The 22,738-nt window shown below is 63.1% G+C and carries 18 protein-coding genes and 1 pseudogene; 10 read left to right on the forward strand and 9 right to left on the reverse strand.

Going from position 1 to position 22,738, the window contains the following annotated elements; genetic code table 11:
• Positions 1-74 precede the first annotated feature (74 nt).
• Entirely contained in the window at positions 75-1,361 is a 1,287-nt protein-coding gene (gene ribB, locus HUK72_RS20220; RefSeq protein ID WP_176598894.1) for a 3,4-dihydroxy-2-butanone-4-phosphate synthase, read from the forward strand.
• 70 nt (positions 1,362-1,431) lie between these two features.
• The gene (locus HUK72_RS20225) at positions 1,432-1,725 is read left to right on the forward strand and encodes a putative quinol monooxygenase (protein ID WP_176598399.1); all 294 of its coding nucleotides are present in this window, start codon (positions 1,432-1,434) and stop codon (positions 1,723-1,725) included.
• 44 nt (positions 1,726-1,769) lie between these two features.
• On the opposite strand, the gene HUK72_RS20230 is transcribed toward HUK72_RS20225, so the two are convergent.
• Entirely contained in the window at positions 1,770-3,188 is a 1,419-nt protein-coding gene (locus HUK72_RS20230) for an aldehyde dehydrogenase family protein (RefSeq protein ID WP_218036237.1), read from the reverse strand.
• A 22-nt stretch (positions 3,189-3,210) separates the two neighbouring features.
• Positions 3,211-4,707 (reverse strand): AMP-binding protein, encoded by a 1,497-nt coding sequence (locus HUK72_RS20235; RefSeq protein WP_176598401.1) that lies wholly within the window; start codon positions 4,705-4,707, stop codon positions 3,211-3,213.
• A gap of 406 nt (positions 4,708-5,113) precedes the next feature.
• On the opposite strand from HUK72_RS20235, the gene HUK72_RS20240 reads away from it, so the two are divergent.
• Positions 5,114-5,605 carry a flavin reductase family protein gene (locus HUK72_RS20240; protein ID WP_336951035.1) on the forward strand — a complete coding sequence of 164 codons (492 nt, stop codon included), beginning with the start codon at positions 5,114-5,116 and terminating at the stop codon, positions 5,603-5,605.
• Positions 5,606-5,637: 32 nt separating this feature from the next.
• On the opposite strand, the gene HUK72_RS20245 is transcribed toward HUK72_RS20240, so the two are convergent.
• On the reverse strand, positions 5,638-6,483 hold the full coding sequence (locus tag HUK72_RS20245) for a TetR/AcrR family transcriptional regulator (RefSeq protein ID WP_255325882.1): 846 nt from the start codon (positions 6,481-6,483) through the stop codon (positions 5,638-5,640).
• Here HUK72_RS20245 and HUK72_RS20250 point away from each other — a divergent pair.
• The 4 genes from HUK72_RS20250 to HUK72_RS20265 all read left to right on the forward strand — a co-directional run bounded on the left by HUK72_RS20250 (position 6,475) and on the right by HUK72_RS20265 (position 11,853).
• A complete protein-coding gene (locus HUK72_RS20250; protein WP_255325883.1) occupies positions 6,475-7,401 on the forward strand; it encodes an aldo/keto reductase in 927 nt (308 codons plus the stop codon). The two genes, HUK72_RS20245 and HUK72_RS20250, sit on opposite strands and share 9 nt — an antisense overlap.
• A gap of 365 nt (positions 7,402-7,766) precedes the next feature.
• Positions 7,767-9,125: an FAD/NAD(P)-binding protein gene (locus HUK72_RS20255; protein WP_176598404.1), complete on the forward strand. Its 1,359-nt coding sequence runs from the start codon at positions 7,767-7,769 to the stop codon at positions 9,123-9,125.
• A gap of 217 nt (positions 9,126-9,342) precedes the next feature.
• Positions 9,343-9,732: a nuclear transport factor 2 family protein gene (locus tag HUK72_RS20260; protein WP_176598405.1), complete on the forward strand. Its 390-nt coding sequence runs from the start codon at positions 9,343-9,345 to the stop codon at positions 9,730-9,732.
• 84 nt (positions 9,733-9,816) lie between these two features.
• Positions 9,817-11,853 (forward strand): M3 family metallopeptidase, encoded by a 2,037-nt coding sequence (locus tag HUK72_RS20265; protein ID WP_176598406.1) that lies wholly within the window; start codon positions 9,817-9,819, stop codon positions 11,851-11,853.
• 168 nt (positions 11,854-12,021) lie between these two features.
• Here the strand turns inward: HUK72_RS20265 and HUK72_RS20270 are convergent, their stop codons facing one another.
• The 4 genes and pseudogenes from HUK72_RS20270 to HUK72_RS20285 all read right to left on the reverse strand — a co-directional run bounded on the left by HUK72_RS20270 (position 12,022) and on the right by HUK72_RS20285 (position 15,281).
• Positions 12,022-12,753 (reverse strand): SDR family oxidoreductase, encoded by a 732-nt coding sequence (locus tag HUK72_RS20270; RefSeq protein WP_176598407.1) that lies wholly within the window; start codon positions 12,751-12,753, stop codon positions 12,022-12,024.
• Positions 12,754-12,775: 22 nt separating this feature from the next.
• Positions 12,776-14,065, reverse strand: a complete 1,290-nt coding sequence (locus HUK72_RS20275; protein WP_176598408.1) for an MFS transporter — start codon at positions 14,063-14,065, stop codon at positions 12,776-12,778.
• A 114-nt stretch (positions 14,066-14,179) separates the two neighbouring features.
• Positions 14,180-14,350 (reverse strand): annotated as a pseudogene (locus tag HUK72_RS27355) (cation transporter); the annotation flags it as partial.
• Between the two features lie 277 nt (positions 14,351-14,627).
• Positions 14,628-15,281 (reverse strand): TetR/AcrR family transcriptional regulator, encoded by a 654-nt coding sequence (locus tag HUK72_RS20285; protein WP_176598409.1) that lies wholly within the window; start codon positions 15,279-15,281, stop codon positions 14,628-14,630.
• Between the two features lie 114 nt (positions 15,282-15,395).
• Between HUK72_RS20285 and HUK72_RS20290 the strand changes: the two genes are divergently transcribed.
• From HUK72_RS20290 to HUK72_RS20300, 3 genes are all read left to right on the forward strand, one after another.
• A complete protein-coding gene (locus HUK72_RS20290; RefSeq protein ID WP_176598896.1) occupies positions 15,396-16,376 on the forward strand; it encodes an NAD(P)-dependent oxidoreductase in 981 nt (326 codons plus the stop codon).
• 368 nt (positions 16,377-16,744) lie between these two features.
• Positions 16,745-19,003: a TonB-dependent receptor gene (locus tag HUK72_RS20295; RefSeq protein ID WP_255325884.1), complete on the forward strand. Its 2,259-nt coding sequence runs from the start codon at positions 16,745-16,747 to the stop codon at positions 19,001-19,003.
• A 129-nt stretch (positions 19,004-19,132) separates the two neighbouring features.
• Positions 19,133-20,917, forward strand: coding sequence for a CocE/NonD family hydrolase (locus HUK72_RS20300; RefSeq protein ID WP_176598411.1), 1,785 nt, complete (start codon positions 19,133-19,135; stop codon positions 20,915-20,917).
• 48 nt (positions 20,918-20,965) lie between these two features.
• Here HUK72_RS20300 and HUK72_RS20305 read toward each other — a convergent pair whose 3' ends face one another.
• Positions 20,966-21,937: a nitronate monooxygenase family protein gene (locus HUK72_RS20305; protein WP_066563473.1), complete on the reverse strand. Its 972-nt coding sequence runs from the start codon at positions 21,935-21,937 to the stop codon at positions 20,966-20,968.
• A gap of 134 nt (positions 21,938-22,071) precedes the next feature.
• Positions 22,072-22,701 carry a glutathione S-transferase family protein gene (locus HUK72_RS20310; RefSeq protein ID WP_176598412.1) on the reverse strand — a complete coding sequence of 210 codons (630 nt, stop codon included), beginning with the start codon at positions 22,699-22,701 and terminating at the stop codon, positions 22,072-22,074.
• Between the last annotated feature and the right edge of the window lie 37 nt (positions 22,702-22,738).

The raw sequence follows: 22,738 nt of genomic DNA on the forward strand, positions 1-22,738 counted from the left end.
GCGGTTGCGAGAGCCGTCTCGCGAGAACTGAAAACAGGGCCGACAAGGTCAGCAATAGCGGACGGGAGTGAATGATGGAAGATGGCCTGAGAGAGAAATTGCGGCATCTCATTGTCGACGGGGGGCTATCGCGATCCGGTCTCGCTCGGGCCGCGGGACTGCCCAGCAACAGTTTGCGCCGCATGGATGACGGTGACTGGAAACCCCCGGCCGACATTCTGGCAAGGCTCCAATCCTATCTGGCGAAGCGCGAGGGAGGAACGGCGCTGGCGTCGCCGGAGGAAATCATCAATGAGGCGCGCAACGGCAGGATGTTTATTCTAGTCGATGACGAGGACCGCGAGAATGAAGGCGATCTGGTCATTCCGGCCCAGATGGCGACACCGGACGCGATCAATTTCATGGCGACGCACGGACGGGGGCTGATCTGCCTGGCGTTGACATCGGAGCGCGTGAACCAGTTGGGACTTGAACTCATGAGCCGCGAGAACGGAACGCGGCACGAGACCGCGTTCACCGTGTCGATCGAGGCGCGGGAGGGCGTCACCACAGGCATCAGCGCAGCCGACAGGGCGCGGACGGTCGCGGTCGCGATCGACGCCTTCAAAGACCGGAACGACATCGTGACGCCCGGTCATGTCTTCCCCCTCGTGGCCCGGGACGGTGGTGTTCTGGTACGCACCGGCCATACGGAGGCGGCGGTCGATGTCGCGCGCCTTGCGGGCCTCAATCCTTCCGGCGTCATCTGCGAGATCATGCGGGATGACGGGACGATGGCGCGCCTAACCGATCTGATCGGCTTCGCGCAAAAGCATGGCTTGAAGATCGGTACGATCCGCGACCTCATCGCGTTTCGCAGGCGCAACGATCATCTGGTCGAAAAGCGGTCCGACCTCAGCTTCACCAGCCGATGGGGCGGCGAGTGGAAGGCGATCGTCTTCTTCAACCGCGCGACCGGCACCGAACAGCTCGTGCTGCAAAAGGGAGAGGTCGATCCGGACCGCCCGACACTTGTCCGCATGCATCAGATGTCGCCACTTGCCGACACGTTCGGACAGGACGCGCCCCGCAGCCATCTTCTGTCGCGCTCGATGGAAATCATCGGTGAAGAAGGCGCGGGTCTGATCGTCATCCTTAATCGCCGGACGCCGGACATGTTCAGCCGGACCTTTGAAATGCTGAAATCCGGCACCGCGTCCAAAAGCGATATGGATGAACTGCGCGATTACGGTATCGGTGCCCAGATACTTGGCGAAATGGGCGTGCAGGACATGATCCTCCTGAGCAATACCCACCATAGCCTGGTAGCATTGGACGGCTATGATCTCGCGGTTGTCGGCCACCGCCCCATCGACCCTTAAAGGGCATTTGCCCGGCCTTCGGGTCGCTCCTGGCCGGCAGACAAATCCAGCACAGACAGAGGAAGCAGGAATGACGATCGTGCGGCATTATATCATCCACGCCAGAGAAGGGCAGGAAGCCGAAGTGGAAACGGCGTTGTCGGCGCTTGCAGAGCTGGCGCGGTCAACGGCCGGTTGCCGCGGAATCGAATTGCTTCACGACCTCGACAATGATCGTCGCTTTATCATCATCGAGAAATGGGATAGCGCAGAAGCACACAAGTCCGCATCCAATCCGCGGGCAAGCGCTTTGCTGGCAGAGTTGATCTCGTCATTCGAGGGAAGACCGGAAGGCGCCTATTGTACCCTTCTGAAAAGCATCTAAGCGAGACGGCCCACCACGCAAAAGCATGGTGGCCCTCCTCATCTTCAGGCTGCGTTCGTCACGATGGTCTGGACATTGCTATATTCGGCAAGTCCCTCCAGCGAATTCTCTATCCCCACACCTGATTGCTTGTGGCCGCCAAAGGCGACATGCGGCGAGAAGCTGTGGATTTCATTGATCCAGACGGTCCCCGCCTCGATCCGTTCGGCAATGGAGCGCGCCAAGGGCAGATCGCGGCTCCAGACCGAGGCGGCAAGGCCATATTCTGTCCGATTGGCGCGCTCGACCACATCGTCGATGTCGCGGAATTTCAGCAGCGGCAGGACGGGCCCGAATGCTTCCTCAACCACTACGCGGCTGTCCTCGGGCGGATTGTCGATGATGGTGACGGGCACGAAATAGCCGCGCTCCGCATCGGGGACGCCGCCGGTCAGGAAGTGCTGACCCGAAGCCTCCGCGTCGACAAGAAGCTCCTTCACCTTCTCGAACTGCATCCGGTTCTGGATCGGGCCGAGATCGGTGCCCTGGTGAGAACCGTCCCCTACCTTCACCGTGCCCGCATAGGCGGCCAGAGCGGCCGAAAGCTCGTCATAAATATCTTCGTGAATGTACAGCCGCTTCGCCGCGACGCAGAATTGCGCGCTGTTCTGGAAGGCCGCCCAGAACAAAGTCTGCGCGACCTCCTGCACGTCCACGTCGGGCAGCACGATGGCAGGGTCGTTGCCCCCAAGTTCCAGCGTGATGCGCTTGAGGTTCCCCGATGCCGAAGCCATGATCTTGCGGCCGGTCGCGGTCGATCCGGTGAAGCTGATCTTGCTGACGTCGGGATGTTGGGTCAGCCAGGCGCCCAGATCGTTTCCACCCGAAACGATGTTGAGCACCCCGGCGGGAAGGATGTCGCGGAGAAGCTCACCGAGCTTCAGCGTGCAGAGCGGGGTGTAGGGCGACGGCTTGAGAACCATCGTATTGCCCGCGACCAGCGCGGGAGCGATCTTCCAGATGGCCAGCAAAAGCGGGAAGTTCCATGGCGTGATCGCTCCGACCACGCCCAGCGGCACGCGCCGCGTCTCGACGCTGCGGGACTCCGTCTTCTCGACGACATGAAGCGGCAGTTCCTGCGTCGCGATCTCGCGGCACCAGACCACGGAACCGCCGATCTCCCATTCCGCCCCCTTGCGCGCCTTCCCCTGTTCACGCGTCAGCAGGCGCATGAAGGCTTCCGCATTCGCCTCGATAGCGTCACCAATGCGAGCAACGGCCTTTTGCCGTTCGGCCAGCGGAGTCGCACTCCAGCCTGGGAAGGCTTTGCGCGCGGCTGCGACCGCCTCATCAAGTTGGGCTCGCGAAGCGTCGGGAACCTGTGCGATCACCTCCTCGGTGGCGGGATTGAACGCTTCGAAATGGGCTGCGGCGGCAACGGCGCGGCCGTCGATCGTCATCTCATAGCCGTCGTCGAAATTCATACTCATCTCTCAAATCCTCATGTCAAAGAGCAGGCGATGACGGATCGCGCAATGCGCGCCGCAAGATTTTGCCCGTGCTGGTCCGGGGCAGTTCATCGACGAAAATATAGCGCCGCGGCACCTTGTACGGGGCAAGCCGGCTGCGGCAGTGCATGTTCAGATCCGCCTCGTTCGGCGCCTGCCCCGCGGCGAGCACGATATAAGCCTGGGCGAGTTCGCCCTTTTCCGCATCGGGAACCCCGACGACGGCCGACATCGCGACGGCGGGATGCATGGCCAGCACCTGTTCGACCTCCGCCGGGTAGATATTATATCCGCCGGTGATGATCATATCCTTCAGCCGATCGACCACGAAGACATAACCGTCCGCATCCACATAGCCGATATCGCCGGTCGCCAGCCAACCCGCGGGATCGATCGTATCGCCGGTCGCGTCAGGATTGCGCCAATAGCCCCTGGTCACCAGCGGGCCGCGCACCAGAATCTCCCCCGCTTCCTTCGCTCTGGCGATCCTTCCAGGGCGTTCCAGGGAGTTGATGCGAACCTCCGTGCCCGGAAATGGCAGGCCCACCGAACCATGCCGGGGCGGCCAGAAAGGCGAATGGGTGATGGCCGGCCCCGCCACCTCGGTCATGCCCCATAATTCCAGGAGCGGACAACCGAAGCGGGCGACCACCTCTTCGATCTTGGCCAAGGGCATGGTCTGGCCGCCAACCGTGCAGCGAGTCAGGCTGCGCAGATCGGATGAATCGGCGGCGGGATGGGCGAGCATCTGATAGAACATCGTCGGCACGCCCTCGAACAGCGTTATACGGTGCTCGCCTATGGCCGCCAGCGCCTCTCCGGCGTCGAAACGCGGAAGGACATAGAGTTCGCTGCCAGCCAGCAACCCCGCGTTCAATACGACATTGCCATAGACATGGGGAAAGGGCAGCGCCGTCAATATCCGGTCGCCTTCGTGGCGGACATGGACGGTGGCGGTCATCGCCACGCTGGCCGCGACGGCCCGGTGAGACTGGGTCGCACCCTTGGGCCGGCCGGTCGTTCCCGACGTGTAGCCGATGGTGAAAAGATCGTCCGGATCACGACCGGCCGCCGCGATCCAGTCGGCCGCCATCAGGCGATCGAGGTCCGCTTCGGAAAAGGTAAGCGGCCGTCCCAATTGCGCGGCCTGGATCGCATCGACACGATCGGCGGGAAGAATCTGGCACGCCACTTCCGCATCATCGGTGATCCAGCCCACCTCTTCCGCGGTCAGCAATATGTTGCAAGGCACGAAAACGGCGCCAAGGCGCGCGATCGCATGATAGGCAATGATCCAGTGCAAACCGTTAGGCAGATGAAGGGCGATCCTGTCGTCCGGCCCAAGGCCCTGCGCCGCGAGGCCGCCCGCCAGTCGACCAGCCAGCGAATCGATGTCGCGATAGCTGAGCGATGAGCCGCCCAAGACGGTTACGGCTGTGCGGTTTCCGTAGCGGGCGACAGCCGCGCCGCTGAGTTCGGAGATGGTCGCGATCATCGGCAACCAGGCCCCGCGATGCGCACTGGCGCGCCATCGCGCATGGCCCCGCCATCACCGTCGAGCGCCCCCATGCGCCAGCCTCTCACAAGGCCGGGGGACGTCCCTTGCGCGCTGTCGTTCCCACCACTCTGTCGCAACGGTCTCATCTCTCTCCCCAGTTCTCGCACGTCACGGCGCCAACGATCCAAGCGGCGTTGACAGCGCGCATTATCATAATATACTCTTCATATATTCTGTATATCCCACAGAGTCAATTTGGCGAGACAGGCAGGTTAATTTTTGCTGCATTTGCGGGTTTATGCGGGCCGCAGAAATTAGCGGCTGCTCGGGTTTGCGCGCATGACGATTGGTCTCGCTCGCGCCACTCCCGCCGCAGCCCGATCGGCATCGAACGGAAGTTATAGTGAGCGACACGATTCAGAATGATTTCAAACAGGCGATGCGTCGTCTGGCGTCAACAATAGCATTGGTCACGTCTGGATGCGGGGACGATTGGACAGGCATGGCCGCGACCGCCGTGACTTCCGTCACCGCCGATCCCCCCACCCTTCTGGTCGCCGTCAACCGGAGCACAAGCCTGTCGCCGGTTCTGGCGGAAAGCCGCCAGTTCTGCGTCAACCTCCTGTCGGAACGGCATCGGGATCTCGTCGCCCTTTTCAGCGGTCCCACCAAAGGTCTGGCGCGCTTTGAATCCGGCCTCTGGGGCGCTTCGGAAGAGGGATTGCCCGTGCTGCGCGATGCGGTCGCGAGCCTGGTCTGCTCGGTCACCATGACGGTGGAGGTCGCTACCCACACGCTCTTCATCGGAGAGGTGAGCAGGATCGTGAACCATCCCACCATCGACCCTCTGATCTGGGTCGACGGCAAAATGGCTTCAGTGAGCCAATTGATCTGATCCCATATCGGCGGATCGGATTGAACCGCCGTTTATAGGGGAGGTCCCGAACGCTTGTGCAGACCATCGACCAGTAGGGCGACCATCCTCTTGGCCTGCGGCACATCGCCTTCGCTCGCCGGCGTCGCAACGCGAAGCGCGGCATTCAAAAGATCAGCGGCGTCGACGTCATTCCGGATGGCGTCGGCGTCCACCGCTGCATCAAGAAGGTGGCGCAGCGACGGCTCCAAATGACCGAAAACGAAATCCGGAAGCGATTGATAGGCAGGATCGCCGGAGTGGAGAGCAGAACCCAAACCGCGCTTGGTGGCGACCAGGTCGACGAGACCGGCCATCCACAATCCCAGGGCTTCGCTTGGTTCATGGTCCCGGGCCAAGGTCGCCGCAGCTTCGGTAAGCGCCTCGACCTCCCGCCGGATTATCGCCTTGATCAGGTCCGAGCGCTGCGGGAAATGGCGATAGAGCGTTCCCACCCCAACGCCCGCCTGCGCCGCGATCGTGCGCATCGGCGCATCGACGCCAAGCTCGGTGAAAATGGCGATGGCGGCCTGAAGCAGCGCATCGACATTGCGGCGCGCATCAGCCCGAAGGGGCGCCGTCATTTCACCGCTCACGCCGTTCCCGCCATCATGTTCGTCCATCATCCTCATAAGCCTATTGCTAATCGGAACCTTGTTCCATATAAATGGAGGAACGTTCCGTTTCATATGACATAGGTCGTCTTGCGGAACTTTGCCAGCGCATTCCCTTAGGAGATCGAGATGAAATATCGCCCGCTCGGACGTACCGGCATCAAGGTGAGCCCCTATTGCCTTGGTGCGATGATGTTTGGAAAAATGGCCAATGGAGATCATGACGAATGCGTCCGCATGGTTCATCGCGCGCTTGATGCCGGGATCAACTTCGTCGACACGGCCGACGCCTATTGCCGCGGCGAATCCGAGGAAATCGTCGGCAAGGCATTGAAGGGCCGGCGTGACAGCGTCGTGCTGGCCACCAAGGCTTTCCAGCCGATGAGCGACGATCCCAACGACCGCGGCGGGTCGCGGCGCTGGCTGACGCGGGCGGTGGAAAATTCGCTGCGGCGCCTGCAGACGGACTATATCGACGTCTATCAACTCCACCGGCCCGTGCCGGATACCGACATCGAGGAGACGCTGTCGGTGCTGACGGACCTGATGCGCGAGGGCAAGGTGCGGGCCATCGGCGCATCGACCTTCCCCGCCGCCGACATCGTCGAAGCGCAATGGGTGGCCGAGCGTCGCGGGCTCGCGCGGTTCCGCACCGAGCAGCCCCCTTATTCGATCCTCAATCGCTCGATCGAACGGGATGTCCTGCCCGCCTGCCAGCGTTTCGGCATGGGCGTGATGTCGTGGAGTCCGCTGGCCAAAGGCATGCTCACCGGCAAATATCGCCAGGGCGAACAGACGCCCGACACGTTTCGCGCGAAATTCTTCCCCAACGCGATGAGCGATGAAGCAAGCCTCGACAAGATCGAGCAACTCATCCCGCTGGCGGAGAGCGCGGGCATTTCGCTGATCCACATGGCGCTCGCCTTCGTCGTGGCGCATCCGGCCATCACCTCGGCCATCATCGGGCCGCGCACGCCCGAACAGCTTGAAAGCTACCTGGCCGGTATCGAAGTGGTGCTGAGCGACGAAGTGCTCGACAAGATCGACGCGATCGTGCCGCCGGGGATTGACGTGGCACCGTTGGAGGGCGCCGCATATGTTCCGCCGTCGATCGCCACGACATCGCTCCGCCGCCGCCCCCTGGCGGAGCGCGCTGCCGCTTAATATCTCATCGACGTCACTCGGTTCTGGAATTCCGTCCGTTTTTCTGCCTTCTGGCCGGGAAACGGACGCTCCAGCGAGCGAGCCCGCGAACCTTCGGCATTGCGTCACCGGAGGAGGAATGTTTGTCGACATGAACCGCTGAGCCTTTCGCGCATGGCCGCTGTACCTGGGAGATCAGGAAACATAGACAGCGCAGCCACTTTGTCCCCGCGGTGGAAACCTGCTGGTGCGCTCGACCCCTACCAGAGCGCGATTTCCCTTGAACTGCCGCGACGCGCAGGGCATCCGATAAGTTCTCGGAAATCCGTGGCTTTTACAGGGGTATCGGCGCTGCCAGAGCGAATTCAGTCCGGAAATGCCGGCTTATGCTGAAGGTCGATCACGCCGCCATCGTCGGGGGCGGGTTCAGCGGCACACTGCTCGCCATCAACCTGCTGCGCCACGGGACGCTGCGGGTGACGGTGGTGGAGCGCCATGACGGCCGGCTGGGCCGGGGTCTGGCCTATGGCGCGGCGCAGGCCGGCCATATCCTCAACGTGCGCGCCGCCAATATGAGCGCGCTGCCCGACAGTCCGGATCATTTCACCGATTGGCTGAAGCGGCAGGGATTGGGGCAGGAAGGCAGCTTCGCCACGCGGCGCGACTATGGCGCCTATCTCTCCGCCATGCTGGACGAGGTGCGGGGGCAGGCCAGCGACAGGCTGACCATCGTGACAGATGAAGCGGTCGACCTGCGGCTGCGCGAGGATGGCGCCCATATCGCCCTGCGGTCCGGCGGCGGCGTGGATGCCGACATCGTCGCGCTGGCGCCCGGCAATCTGCCGCCCCATGATCTGCCTGCCTTTGCCGCCCTATCCGGCCATAGCGCTTCCTATGTGAACGATCCATGGGCTGCGTCTCTTGCCGAAGGGCTGGGGGCGAGCGATCAGGTTCTGCTGCTGGGCAGCGGACTGACCGCCGTCGACTGCGCGCTCAGCCTGGACAGCGCGGGCTTTCGCGGGCGGATCGTCGCGCTCTCCCGCCGTGGGCTGGCCCCACAAAGCCATGCGCCGGCCGCGCCCTATGCGGCCCGCAGCGACCGGCCCAGGGGCGCAGCCTCGGCGCTGGTCCGCGCGCTGCGCGACCGCAGTATGGAGATTGGCTGGCGCAATGCGGTCGATGAGCTTCGCCGCTTCACCCAGGACATGTGGCGCGCCGCCAGCCCGCAGGAACGCAGCCGCTTCCTGCGCCATCTGCGTCCCTATTGGGACGTGCACCGCCATCGCCTGGCCCCGCAGGTCGCCGCAAGGCTTGCAGAGATGCAGGCGGAAGGACGGCTGGAAATCCACGCCGCCAAGGTGGTGGAGGCCGTGCTCGAGGGCCATGGACTTAACGTCCGTCTGCGCAGGCGCGGGCGGGACGGGACGGAGACCCTGCCCTTCGCCCGGGTCATCAACTGCACCGGCCCGCTGGGCGACCTGCGACGCACCGACGATCCGTTGCTGCGTCAGTTGGCGATGCGCGGCGACATACGGCCCGATCCGCTGGCGATCGGCATCGACGTCGACCGGCAATGCCATGCCATCGCCCACGACGGATCGGCCCAGCAACGGCTGTTCGTGGTCGGACCGATGACCCGCGGCGCGCATTGGGAAATCGTCGCCGTGCCCGACATCCGCCGCCAGGTTTGGGAATTGGCGCGGGAGATCACCGGCGCGCATTGGGTCGAGGCCGAAGGATTGTGAAGGGGCGTGGTGCGTCACGCCGTTCCATGCAAGATGGGGTGCGGATTGGACCGGCATGCTCTAGGGTATGTGGGGATTCAGCCCATGGCGGGCTGCAAATAGCGGCTTTCTGCGCTTCCAGTGCTCACATACTTTGAGTACGCTGCGCGCCGGTTCTCGAAATCCACCATTTTCGCTCCACCCTGAACTGAATCCCCACACACCCTAAAGCGGCTCCATGACGACCTCTCCTGATCTTGCCATTCGCCTGCGCCGCGCCGATTTCAACCGTGCCCTGGCGGAAGCGGACCTGAATGCCATCGGGCCGCTGCTGGCGCTTCAGGCCGTTCTGGTCACCGGTTCGGACAGCGCCGTCATCTCGGGCCGCAAGGCGCAGCTCCAGGCGTGGAAGCGGGAATTCAGCGCGGCGGAGCGCACCATCTATACCCGCACGCCGGACAGCATCGTCGCCTCGACGGTGGAACCCATCGCCATGGAACATGGTCGGTGGCAGGGCGTGACCACCGGTTCGGACCGCCCCTTGGCATCGGGCACCTATAGCGCCAAATGGCGGCAGGTTGGCGCGAATTGGGTCATCGAAGCGGAAATCTACCTGACGCTCGCCTGACGGGAAACGCTTGAACAGCCGCCCGCCAGCGCCCAATTAGAGGCTGTTCCTCATCCCATAGAGGCCAGCAAGCCGCGAGTAGCCATGAACACCGCCAATCCCCTTCTAGCCGATAGCGACCTGCCCGATTTCGCGGCCATCCAGCCCGCCCATGTCGTCCCCGCCATGGAGGCGGCGATTGCGGCCCATCGCGCCGCCGTCGAGGGGATCACCGCCAGCGGGAAGGATGATTTCGATGCAGTCATCCTTGCCGCCGAGCGCGCCGATTTCCTGCTGTCGCGGGTCTGGTCGCCGGTCGGGCATCTCGCCTCCGTGGCCGACACGCCCGAATTGCGGGAAGCGCATGCCGCCGCCCAGGCGCTGATGACCGCCTATCTGATGGAAGCGGGCCAGAACCGCGCCCATCATGATGCCGTCGCCGGGCTGGCCGCCCGCCCCGATTTCGCCAGCCTGACGCCTGCCGCGCAGCGAGCCGTCGACCTCGCCCTGCGCGGCTTCCGCCTGGCGGGCGTCGCGCTGGAGGGTGAGGCGCGGCAGCGCTTCCTGGACATCGGCGTGGGGTTGAGCGACCTCAACACCAAATTCGGCAATGCGGTGCTGGACGCGACCGAAGCCTGGAGCGAGCATGTCACCGACGAGGCGGCGCTGGCGGGCGTCCCGGACAGCGACAAGGCGATTCTGGCCGCCTATGCGCAGGAAAAGGGGCTGACTGGCTGGCTGATCACGCTGCGCCAGCCGAGCGTGCTGGCGATCCTCTATCACGCCCAGGACCGGGCGCTGCGGGAGCGCGTCTATCGCGCCTACAACACCCGCGCCTCCGATCAGGCGGACGACAGGAGCCACGACAATAGCGAGCGGATCGACGCGATCATGGCGCTGCGTCATGAAGCCGCGCAGATATTGGGCTTTGCCGATTCCGCCGCCCATTCGCTGGAAACCAAGATGGCCGCCGACGCCGACGAGGCGCTGGCCTTCCTGGCCGACCTTGGCAAGCGGGCGCGGCCGGTCGGGGAACGCGAACTGGCGGAGGCCCGCGCCTTCGCGGCAGAGCATCTGGGGCTGGACGATGTGCGGCCCTGGGATCTTTCCTATGTGGCCGAAGCGATGCGCCGCACGCTGCATGGCGTGGATCAGGAGGCGCTGAAGGCCTATTTCCCCCTGCCCCGCGTGCTTGCGGGCACGCAGGCGCTGATCGAGCGGCTGTTCAGCGTCCGCCTCGTCGCGCGCGAAGGCGTGTCGACCTGGCATCCGGACGTGCTGTTCTATGACGTGTTGGACGCGAGCGGCGCCGTTGTGGCGGGCGTCTATCTCGACCTGTTCGCGCGGGCGGGCAAAAGGGGCGGGGCGTGGATGGACGTGTGCCGGTCCCGCTTCCGCGACGCTGACCGGCTGCATCTGCCCATCGCCTATCTCACCACCAATTTCGCGCCGCCCGCGGGCGACCGGCCTTCGCTGGTGACGCATAATGACGTGGTGACGCTGTTCCACGAATTCGGCCATGTGCTGCATCACCTGCTGACCGAGGTGGACCTACCGTCCATCGGCGGCATCAGCGGCGTGGAATGGGATGCGGTCGAACTGCCCAGCCAGTTCATGGAGAATTTCGCCTGGGACCGGGACACGCTGATCGGCCTGTCCGGCCATGTCGACAGCGGGGAGCCGCTGCCGCAGGCGATGTTCGACCGGCTGCTGGCGGCGCGGCAGTTCCAGGCGGGCCTGGCCATATTGCGGCAGATCGAGTTCGCGACCTTCGACCTGCTGCTCCACCGCGATTATGATCCGGCCAAGGGCGCGCGGGTCAACGCCATGCTGGATCAGGTGCGCAAGGCGGTGGCCGTGGTCCATCCGCCGGAATGGAACCGCTTTGCCCATGCGTTCAGCCATATCTTCGCGGGCGGCTATGCGGCGGGCTATTATTCCTATCTCTGGGCGGAATTGCTGTCGGCCGACGCGTTCGAGATTTTCGCCCATGCCGACATTCCGGGCGGCGGGGCGACCGCTTTCCGGCGTGAAATCCTTGCCGCCGGGGCGAGCCGCCCCGCCGCCGAGAATTTCCGGGCCTTTGCCGGACGCGCGCCAGAGGTCGATGCGCTGCTGCGGATGCGGGGGTTGGCTGCTTAGGGTTTGTCGCGATGAAATTGCGCGAGCCGTACTCCTGCGAAGGCAGGAGTCCAGTTCAGGCGTTGCATGGATGAGGCGAGGCCGGAACTGGGCTCTCACGAGCCATTCGTCTCATTCGAGTGCCTTTCGCAGGAACACGGTTCAAATGCCTGGCTGTACCTGCCCCCCTCAGAAATGGGCGGTGTAGCCGCCGTCCACCGCCAGCACCTGCCCGGTCACATAGGATGCCGCATCCGACGCCAGGAACAGGACCGGGCCGACAATCTCTTCCGGCCGACCCCAGCGTCCGAGCGACGTGCGGCGGGCGAGATGATCCGCGATGGCGGGGTCGGCGGCCATCTCCTCATTGGCCTCGGTCGCGAAATAGCCGGGCGCGACGGCATTCACGGTGATGCCCCGACTGCCCAGTTCCGCCGCCAGCGCCCGCGTCAGCGCGTCCAGCCCGCCCTTCGCCATGGTGTAGGCCGCGTCGCCCGACCGGGCGATCTGGCCCGCGATGGACGTGACGTTGACGATCCGCCCGCCCTCCTTCATCCCGGCCGCGATGGTGCGGGCGAGGTCGAAGGGCGCGACCAGATTGACCTCCAGCATCCGCCGCACCGCGGGCCGGTCCAGCGCGCCGATGGGTCGGCGGTCCCGATGCCCGGCATTGTTGACCAATATGTCCACCGGGCCACAGGGGCTGAGCGCCGCCCGCAGCGCCTCGCCATCTTCCAGGTCGAAGATCAGGGGCGCGCTCGTTCCGCCCGAAGCGGCGATGGCGACGGCGGTCGCCTCAAGCTGCTCGACATTTCGGCCATGGAGCAGGACATGCGCGCCGGCCCTGGCAAGGCCCAGCGCGATCTCGCGCCCCAGGCCGCGCCCGGCTCCGGTGACGAGGGCGATTTTTCCTTGCAGCATCCAAGCCTCTCCACACAGCCGGTCAGGCGAGGGCGAAGGTCTTGCTCCGCCCGCGATTGATCAGCAGCACCAGCCCCGCCCCGATCAGGCACAATATGCCCGCCGCGACGAAGGCGGGCATATAGCTTTGCCAGACCGTGCGGGAAAGGCCGCCCGCCAGCGCCGCGCTCGCCGCGCCAAGCTGATGCCCGGCGAAGATCCAGCCGAACACGACATTGGTCCGCTCCGCCCCGAAGCGCTGCGCCGTCAGCTTGACCGTTGGCGGCACCGTGGCGACCCAGTCCAGGCCATAGAATAGCGCGAACACCGACAGGCTGTAGAGCGAGAAATCGCTGAACGGCAGATAGAGCAGCGACAGGCCGCGCAGGCCATAATACCAGAATAGCAGCCAGCGATTGTCGAACCGGTCCGACAACCAGCCCGACGCCAGCGTGCCCACGAAATCGAACAGCCCCATCATCGCCAGCATCGACGCCGCGCCCACCGCCGCCAGCCCATAGTCGCCGCAAAGCGCGATGAAATGCGTCTGGACCAGCCCGTTGGTGCTGGCGCCGCAAATGTAGAAGGAGAAGAATAATATCCAGAAGCTGGGCACGCGCGCGGCATCGGCCAATATGCGGAGCGGGCTCATCAGCAGGGCGCCGAAGCTGGCGGGCTGCGGCGGGGCCGGATGCACCTCCCTCTCGCCATAGGGCGGCAGGCCGAGGTCGGCGGGGCGGTCGCGCATCAGCAGCAGCACGACCATCGCCGCCAGCAGGATCGCGCCGCACACCAGCAGGACCGAGGCGCGCCAGCCGAAACGCTCCGTCAGCGCGGCAAGCAGCGGCAGGAAGGCCAATTGACCGGTGGCGGTGCTGGCGGACAGCAACCCCATGACCAGCCCGCGCCTGTGCGTGAACCAGCGGGTCGCGACGGTGGCGCCCAGCACCATGGCGGTGAGCCCGGTGCCGATGCCGATGACGACGCCCCAGAGCAGCACGAGATGCCACAATCGGGTCATGCCCATCGACAGCAGCAGCCCGCCGACGATGATGGACAGTGAGATCAGCATCATCCGCCGCACGCCAAAGCGGTTCATGAAGGCGGCGGCGAACGGCCCCATCCCGCCGAACAACAGGAAGCGGATGGCCAGCGCCCCGGAAATATCCGCCGCGCTCCAGCCATATTCCTTTTGCAGCGGAATGATGAATACGCCGGGCGCGCCCACGGCCCCGGCAACGACCAGCATCGTCAGGAAAGTGGCGGCCAGCACGGCCCAGCCATAATGAATTTGCCGCGCGCCCATATGGCGGACGAGGGTCGCTGACAACATGAAGGCCCCTGTTCCGGAAGATTGCCGGGCATTAGATGATGTTCATCATGGCAAGGTCAAGGGGCCAGTTGGCGCAATCTGGACATGCAGGCCAGCCAGCGCGCTGGTCAGGCGCTATCGCGGGTCCGGCGAGGGGCGCGGCAGGACCAGGGCATCCTCCCGCTTTTCCGGACGGATGTAGATGGAGGTGAGTTTGGGAATCGCCCGCTTCATCTCGCTCTCCATCTCCTCGATCAGACTTTCCGCCCGGCCCATGCGCAGGTCGTCGGCAAAATCGGCGCTGATGCCCCAATGCATGCCGATCGCGGCCTTCGCTTCGAGATCACACAGAATCTGGATGGCTTCTTCAGGGTTCACATGCTGGGCCGCCATGAACCAGCGCGGATCATGAAGCCACCCCATAGCGCCATCCGGCGGTCGCCGGGGTCTCGAGACGACCAGTGGTTGGCCGAAACGATGTGAACCTCGCAGGTCGGACCGACAGGAATGACGTCCCCCGGTCGCGGTTCTTATGAAATGATCGCTCGTCGGGCCATAATAATAGACGTTCGAACGCGGCACTTCAGATCGGCTTTGGCGCGGCGGCACCTTCAACATGCACGCCGCCTGCGTAGCGGATGCCCGCCTCGAAGGCGCGCGCCAGTGTGGCTATGGTCGCGCGCAGCATCTCCTCGACCGGCGCTCCGGCGGCCACAAGCTGCGCAACGAACGCGGGGTGGACATATATCATCCCGGCATCCCGAACGACGCCCGCCGCGAGATCCACATCGTCAACCTTCCATTCGCCGCGCTGGACCGCCTTTTCGATCAGGCGGGCGATCAACGCCGTGATGCGGTCCGCATAGGCGGCGATCATGTCAGGCCGCTCCACGACGATGCGGCGATACAGGTTGTGAATTTCCTGGTCGCCCTCGAACCGCTCGCGTTTGCGGCGATGCAGGTCGAGCAACATCGCCGTCAGCTTTTCGGCGGCGGGACCGTCCGTCTCCACATGTTTGGCGGCCAGCCTGGCTTCGTCTTCCATCGCTTCCTGAACGATGGCGTCCATGATCGCGCTCTTCGAAGGATAGAAGCGATACAGCGCGGCGTGGCTGACGCCCATTGCGCGGGCAATATCGACCACATTGGTCTTGCTTTCACCGAAACGGCGGACCTGCCGCTTCGCGGTTTCCAGCACCGTGAGGGCAGAGAGAGGCCGGTCGGATTGCACGGGCATCGGAGCGATATGCACCACAACCCGAGCGTCAGCAATGGGGAAGTTACATATAACTAATATTGTAAGTTGTATGATGCGTTGCTATCTCCGGCTGAGTTAGTGGAGATCGGAGATATGAAAACCGCATTCGTGACCGGGGCCACCGGACTGCTGGGGCGCCACCTTGTCCGGAATCTGGTCGAGCAGGGCTGGAGCGTGCGAGCGTTGCATCGCTCACCGGGCGATGCGGCGGCGCTGCGGGAGATCGGCGCCCAGCCGGTCGCCGGCGATCTTAACGATCTCGCCAGCCTTCGCGATGGGATGGCGGGCGCCGCCGTCGTCGTCTTTCATGCGGCTGCCCTGTTTACCATGTGGGCCGCGCTTGCCGACTTCGAGCGCGTCAATATCGAAGGGACTTCCAATATGCTGGCCGCCGCCCAGGCTGAAGGCGTGGAGTGTTTCGTGTATATCAGCGCGGCTGGCGTCGTAATGGGCGAAGGAAAGCCGATGCGCGACGTAACCGAGGACGCGCCACTCGCTTATCCGTCCTGGGCGCCCTATCTTTCGACCAAAGCGCGCGCGCAGGAACTTGTCTTGGAAGCGAACAAGATCTCCGGCATTCGCACGGCCGTCATCATGCCGCCCATGATCTGGGGCCGCGGCATGCATATGCTCGACAATATCGTCAAAAATGTTGCGGAGGGGCGGTTCAGATGGCCGGCAGGCGGCGAACAGATGATGTCGACAGCGCATGTCGACAATGTTTGCGCTTGCGCCATTCTGGCCGCCGAAAAATCGCCGGGAGGCCGCGCCTATTTCGTTTCAGACGGCAAGAACCAGTCGATGCGCGCAGTGCTGTCCGATCTGCTCTCCACCCGTGGCGTTGTAGTGAAGGCCGCCAACGCTCCTCTCGACATGGCATGGCGAATGGCGATGGTTATGGAATTCATATGGCGGACCTTCCGGCGATCGGGTGAACCGCCGCTGACCCGGCAAATGCTTCGACTGGTAGGCTATGATTTCACCGTATCGAACCAGAGGGCACGTGATGAACTGGGTTATCAGCCTGTGACGAACTGGGCCGAAGGCTTGGCGGAAATGCGGGCCTCGGGCTGATCATCAAGTACCCGTTGCCATTGAAAGCGCCGTCAATTTAACGCGAAGTCCTCTCCACCCAATGCATTTCGGGCTTTGGAGGCGCCTTCTCCGTTTGCAATGCTCTGCCGCTATATAGGGCGGCCGGTGTTGTAATGGCGCCGCTAAGCTTCGATCAGCACCCCGGCCTCGCGAGGCTGTAAAAGATTTCGCCGCCGAGCAGTTCCTCATATTTGAACTGCGCGCCACGACGAACGCCAGGCACTCCCTGCTAGCCTCGTCGATGACTGATTTTCCATTCACGCTCGTGCGAGAAATTATCACCCCCGCTTTGCGAATAACCATCATTCCAGAGGAATGCGGAGACGCATTAAAAGATGGAGACACCAATGAATGAGGAGGGGAAATTGCGTCATCGATTGATTGTTGCCATCTGCGGAACATGTGCGTCGCACGCCGCGCTGGCTCAAGCGGACGTGTCGCCGGTCCAACCGGCGGCCAGTGCGGCGCGACCCGCGCAAGACGCATCGTCGCAAAGCCTCGGCGACATCATTGTCACTGCATCGCGCCGAAGCGACACGGTTCGGAAGACCCCCATCGCTGTGTCTGCCTATGCCGGACAAAAGCTTGAGGCCGCCCAGACGAAGAGCCTCAATGATCTGGTCGGGCCAAGCCCGAACATCCAGATCGGCAACAGCTATAATTCGTCGAACATCACGATTCGCGGCATCGGCAATCAGCAGATCAACGCGGGCCAGGATTCGGGCGTCGCGATCCATTCCGATGGTGTCTATATCGGTCAGCCTTCGCTGACCCTTGCCACCTTCCTCGATCTCGCCCGGGTGGAGATTCTTCGCGGACCGCAGGGCACCCTGTTCGGGCGCAATGCCACCGGAGGTGTCATCAACGTGGTTCCGAACGAACCGACGGCAGAGACGCATTACGGCTTTGACCTGACGGCGGGCGTCAGCCCCGCCCTGTTCCAGCTATCCGGCTTCGTCAACGGCGCGCTCAACGAGTCGGGGACGCTCAGCGGTCGCGTAGCCGCGCAGCAAACATATAATAGCGGGTTCACGCGCAATCTGCTCCCCAATGGCCCCAACCGGCTGGACGACGCGAAGAACCAGTCCATCCGCGGTCAAATCAAGTGGGTACCTTCGGACACGTTCAATGCGCGGGTTCTGGTCGAATATGCCAATGACGATTCCAACGGGCCGGCGAGCTTCCTGGAAGGAACGCCCGATTCGACCATCCCGCTGCCTTCGATCCTCGTCGGGCAGTCGCGTGGTGATGTCGGCAAGCGGGAAGTGTTCGCGAACATCAACTATCGCAAGGTTCACGCTTTCAATGCCAACCTGACCTTGAACTGGGCGCTGGGCGGCGGAAACCTGAAGGCTCTCCTCTCCTATGCCGACTCCAAGCTGCTGAACGTATCGGACGGCGACGGCACCGCGGCGGAGGATACATATGCGTCCTTCAAGAATACGGCGCGCCAGACCTACAACGAACTCATCTACGCCTCGGACAATGCGAAGCCATTCACCTATCTGCTCGGCGTCAATTATTTCCGGGAGCATCTGGAACAGGCGATCGAGGTTCCCATCGCAGAAGCCCCGTTAGGGGGGGGCGTAGTGCTCAACGACATCACAGTGTTCGGCGGAGCCGTTCCGCTCATCACGACCTCTTACGCAGCGTTCGGGCGCGCCCAATATGCATTCACGCCCGATTTCAAGCTGTTCGCCGGGCTGCGCTACACTCGCGACAAGAAATCGATCGTTCAGTATAATAATTTTATCAATGGCGGCGCACTCCAGTCATCATCCTCGAAATGGGACCGGCTGACTTACGAAATTGGCGCTTCATACGCGTTCAGCCAGACGCTCGACGGCTATCTCAAATATTCGACCGGCTTCAAGGGCGGCGGCTATTCGGCGGGCACCCTGGCTCCGTCCTTCCGGCCGGAAACCAATGCCAACTATGAAACGGGGCTGAAGGGCAACTTCTTCAACCGGGCATTGCAAGCCAATCTTGCCGCCTTCTACATGAAGTATGACGACTTGCAGGTGAACCAGATCGTCGGCGTCTCCTCCTCCGTGACCAACGCGGCCAAGGCGACGGTCTATGGTGTCGAGCTGGAAACCTCCTTGCGTCTGACTGATGCGTTCCGCATCGACTGGTCCGGCGCCTATCTGAATGCGACGTTCGACCAGTTCCAGACGGCGGACTCGTCCCGGCCCAACACGTGCGATCCGGGCACCGGGGTAGGCACGGTTCCCTGCTCGCTCGACCTGTCGGGCAACGCGTTGCCGCAGTCGCCCAAATATACGAGCAGCTTGGGCGGCTATTACGACTTCGCGACCTCATCAGGCAAAGTCACCTTCGGCGCCCGCTACGACTGGAAGTCCCGCGTCTATTTCACTGAGTTCAACCTGCCGATCTCCTCCCAGAAGTCGGTGGGCAAGCTCAACCTGTTCCTGAACTATGAGAGCGAGAACGGGCGCTTGACGGGCAGCCTGTTCGTCAAGAACGTGACGGACGAACAGGTGAAGGGCAACGTCATTGTCGTGTCCTCCATCATCGGCTCACTCGCGCTCGGTCAGTATCAGCCGGGACGCCAGGTGGGCATGTCTGTGGGCTATCATTTCTAGTCGGATCTGCGCATCCGATCGAAATAATGAACAGGAAATTCTGGCCGGCGAAGCATGCTTTGCCGGCCAGAATGCCTCTTTTTTTGGAGGCGCTGGTGTGGCCAAGCAGTTTCTGGAGTTTGCGTGACTATGTCGTCCTTTGATCAAGATACCGCTCCGAAGGACGTGGTGATCCACTATGACGTTCCGTGCGCCCTGAGCGACGGGACGGTGCTCCGGGCCGATGTGGCGCGGCCGGCGGGAGAAGGGCGATGGCCGGTCATTCTCGCACGCACGCCCTATGGCAAAGCGGTAGCGCCAGGGTTCACGACCGACCTGACGCACGGTGCCCGGCATGGATATGTCACCATCATCCAGGATGTGCGGGGCCGCGGAACGTCGGACGGCAAGGCCGATTTCCAGCCATGGGTAGACGAAGGACAGGACGGCGCGGAAGCGGTGGAATGGGCCGCCAATCTCCCTTACTCCAATGGCAAAGTCTATATGAGCGGCCCTTCCTATCTGGGGTTCGTGCAATGGGCGGCGGCGGCGGAGCAGCCATTCTCCCTCCAAGCTATCAATCCCATCGTTCCGGTCGGCGGGTTCCACCGCTCGTTCATCTATTGCGGCGGCGTCTTCGAACTTGAACTCAATGGCTATTGGTGGACCATGATCGGCGTGGAAGCGCTCATGCGCCGCGACTGGGATTCTCCCGCAGCCAAGGGCGCGGCGGTCGGACGCGCAGGGGGCGCCCTCGAAGCCCTGGCGCGGGACGGCGGTTACGACCACCTCCCCCTCGGTCGCTTCGAACCGGCGGCGAGCAGCGTGCAGGGCGCTCAGCTTTTTGATCTGCTGGAGAAACGCGCCGATGATCCTTCCATGAAGGCCAGCACGCGGGCGAACGAGTATGAGAACATCACCGTGCCCGCGCTGATCGTCGCGGGCTGGTATGACATATTCATCCGGGGCTCGATCGACCAGTTCGTCGGCATGCGTTCGAGAGGCGGCAGCGAAGCCGCGCGCCAGAAAAGCCGGTTGATCGTCGGCCCCTGGGCGCATCATCCGCAGAGCAAGATGACGGGCGAACAGATTTCGCCCGGTTCCGCCGCTATCCAGGCGCTCAACCCCTTTGGCCATATGGGCCTTGCCGCCCGCTATTTTTCCGAGCTGGACGATGCGGATAACGCAGAAGCGCCCGTCAAGATCTGGGTCATGGGCGCGAACAGGTGGTGTGACGAACAGGAATGGCCGATCGCGCGGACCATTGTAACGCCCTGTTATTTATCGAGCGGCGGCAAGGCCAATAGCGGTCAGGGGGACGGCGTCCTGTCGCTGCGGCAGGACGGCGGCGGCCCGCCCGACACCTTCGTCTACGATCCCGCTAATCCTGTGCCCACGCGCGGTGGCGCCGTGTTCGGCGTAAGCTGCGTTCCAGGCGGCAGCGATCAGAATGTGATCGAGAAACGCGATGACATATTGGTCTATAAATCCGACATTCTAGAACAGGATCTCGAAGTTACGGGGACGCCGATTGTCGAACTGTGGGTGACGACCGATGTGGTCGACACCGATTTCGTGGCTCGGCTGGTCGATGTACATCCGGATGGCACGGCACGCCTCATCACTGATGGCATCATTCGCGCCCGCTACCGCGACAATCCCGACGACCTAACCCATCAGGCAGCGCCGCTGGAACCCGGCAAGCCCTATTTGCTGCGCATCGAGCTTTTGCCGACGAGCAACATGTTCAAGGCGGGCCATCGATTGCAGCTTGATGTCACCAGCAGTTGCTTCCCGCGCTGGGCAAGAAATCTCAACATCTGGGATGAATGGGGCGGCACGTTGGCCGACGCCAAGGTTGCGCATCAGCAGGTGCTTCATGATGAAGTGCATCCCTCCCGCGTCTTGCTGCCCATCATCCCGGCGGCAAGCTGAACCGCGCGCCTGTTTGAGCGCCCCTGCCGGGGGCGCTCATGATGCCGATCAGAAGACCGCCGCCAGCCGCTCTTTGGTGATGGACTTTGCCTCCGCGACGATGCGGTCGATAAGTTGCTTGACGGTCGGGATGTCGTCGATCAGTCCGGCGACCATGCCGCAACTCCAGGCTCCGGCATCGACATCGCCATCGACCATGATCCGGTAGTAGACACCCGCCACTTGCTCGGCAATATCCTCGAACCGGATGCGGTCGCCCAGCGCCCGTTCCTTGTCGACGATCTGATCCACGGCCGGGTTGCGCAGCACGCGTTCAGTGTTCCTGAGCGGGCGCATGATGAGGCGCGTGTCCCGCTCGCCAGCCTGCACGATCGCCTGCTTGACGCGATCATGCACCGGCGCCTCCTGCGTCGCCACGAAGCGTGTGCCCAAATTCATGCCATCCGCGCCCAGCGCGAGCGCGGCGACGAGAGACTTGCCGTCCGCCATTCCGCCTGAAGCGATGAAGGGCACAGAAAGCGCTTTTGCCGCCAGCGGCAGCAAGATCAGGCCCGGAACGTCATCTTCGCCGGGATGGCCACCGCATTCGAAACCATCGACGCTGACGGCGTCGCATCCGATGTCCTGCGCCTTCAGCGCATGGCGGATCGAGGTGCATTTATGGATGACCTTGACGCCCGCCGCCTTCAGCGTCGGCAGATGCTCCACGGGATTATTTCCCGCAGTTTCCACGACCGGGATGCCCTTCTCGCAGATAACCTTTACATAGCCCGGATAGTCGGGCGCGTTCACCACCGGCAAGAAAGTCAGATTGACCCCGAACGGCTTGTCGGTCATCGCGCGGCACCGGTCGATTTCCGCCGCCAGATCGGCAGGCGTCCGCTGCGTCAGCGCTGTCAATATGCCAAGGCCGCCAGCTTGCGAAACAGCCGCCGCCAATTCGGCCTTGCCGACAAAATGCATGCCGCCTTGAACGATGGGATACCGAATGCCGAATAATTGAGTAATGCGTGTCTGCATGGGGATTTCCTGAAACCTCGTGACGTGTGATAATAGGGCGTGCATTCAGTCGCCATGACCCTATCGCGCAACGCTGTAGTCGCAATTTGGGCAGGATCGCAGGACGCCCGAGGAGGAACACCCGCTGTGTCCGGTCATCCGATGGCATTGTCCCGTTCGACCGCCATGGCCCGCCGATAGGCCTGGCGTGCTTCGAGCCTGCGGAAATATTGGATCGCCGCAGGAACGAGATCATCGCCAAGGCCGAGCGCTCCCGCGAATTTGATGGCATAGCCGACCGATATGTCGGCTGCCGTGAAATGATCGCCGCACGCATAATCCCGCCCGCTCATCATACCCATCGCCACGTCCAGGCGCTTGAGGAACCAGCGTCGATAATCCTCCGCCACTTGCGGGTTGCGGCGCTCCTGCGGTTCCAGCATGGCGTAGCGAAAATACAGCGTCTGCGGGAAAGTGAGCGTCGCTTCCCCCATGTGCAGAAAGTTGAGATAATCGGGATAGGCGCGATCGGACGGGGCAACGGACAGCCCCGCGCCGGGATGAGTGTCCGCCAGATATTGCACGATGGCAGAGGATTCGCTCATTGCTGCTCCATCCACGATCATAAAAGGAATCGTGCCCAGCGGATTGATTTCCAGATAGTCGGGCGCGCGAAAACGGGGCGGAAACGGCAGCATGTGCAACCTGTATTCCGCACCCAATTCTTCCAGCATCCAGAGCGCGCGAAACGATCGTGCGCCATCGCAATGATATAGTTCGATCACAGCCCTTCCCTCATGCTGCAGAATGGCGCTTTAGCCG

Origin of the sequence: Sphingobium sp. 15-1 (assembly GCF_013375535.1) — a bacterium.
In the GTDB taxonomy this organism is placed as follows: domain Bacteria; phylum Pseudomonadota; class Alphaproteobacteria; order Sphingomonadales; family Sphingomonadaceae; genus Sphingobium; species Sphingobium aromaticivastans.